The sequence below is a fragment of the Rhodococcus sp. GQ147 genome (assembly GCF_059759155.1).
This window is the reverse complement of record NZ_JCAXDU010000067.1, coordinates 1-783: the sequence shown is the minus strand read 5'-3', so window position 1 is coordinate 783 and position 783 is coordinate 1. Positions and strand designations below refer to the sequence as shown.

The 783-nt window shown below is 62.2% G+C and carries 2 protein-coding genes; one reads left to right on the top strand and one right to left on the bottom strand.

The annotated features are described in order from the left end of the window. Positions 1-284, bottom strand: a 284-nt coding sequence (locus AC6CID_RS25050; protein ID WP_498354673.1) for an acyltransferase family protein, incomplete at its 3' end; no start/stop codon positions are given. Between the two features lie 299 nt (positions 285-583). Here AC6CID_RS25050 and AC6CID_RS25045 point away from each other — a divergent pair. Next, positions 584-783, top strand: a 200-nt coding sequence (locus AC6CID_RS25045; RefSeq protein ID WP_498354672.1) for a hypothetical protein, incomplete at its 3' end; no start/stop codon positions are given.

The window sequence follows — 783 nt, the reverse complement described above, 5'->3', positions numbered from 1 at the left end:
CTGATGATTCGCCGCACTCGTCGGATATAGAAGTTGGGGAAAGAGATCGTTCCGCTTTCCGTGCGTTCTCGAAGTAGTAGGCCAGTAATGAAAAAGCCGGAGAGCACGAAGAATATGTCGACGCCGACGAAGCCGCCTGTGGGCCATCCGAGAAGGTGATCGGCGAAGACGGCGAGGACTGCGACCGCGCGCATTCCTTCGAGGTCTGGCCGGAAATTGCTGACCTTCTTCTCTTTCTTCTCAACTGCATGTCGCCGGCCGGGTTCGCCGATGGTCGTGGTCATTGTTCCCCTCGATTCGTTAGCCCCCTCCCCGAGGGCTCTCGTGATGGTATGTCGTGCTGCGGCATCGGCAACCGCTAGGGATCGCCGCACGCTGGAGTGACGGTCCAGTGCAACGGCACGTTCCTGTCAGCCCTCACGACCATCGCCAGAACCGACCGGAACGCAACATCCGCTAGCCGACCCGCCCGTAACGCAGCCTGGTGAGGAATCGTTCACGACTGGCACCGCCGCCGGTGGCACGGCGTGGCGTACGGGGCGACCGCGGCAACATTCGCGGCTGCGCACCATTCGCGGGGCCGATGAACGACTACGTCGCCATGCACTTCAAGTTCTGGGCCTTACCGGAGGACACCACCACGCCGAAGGACCGGCACGCCGACGAGTTCAAGGCGCGTGGCCTGAACCATCGCACTGCCTCCACGCAAATCATGACCGTGACCGGCGGTCACCTGAGCCCCGATCACTACCGTCCGACCGAGCTCGTGGATTTCTACACGAG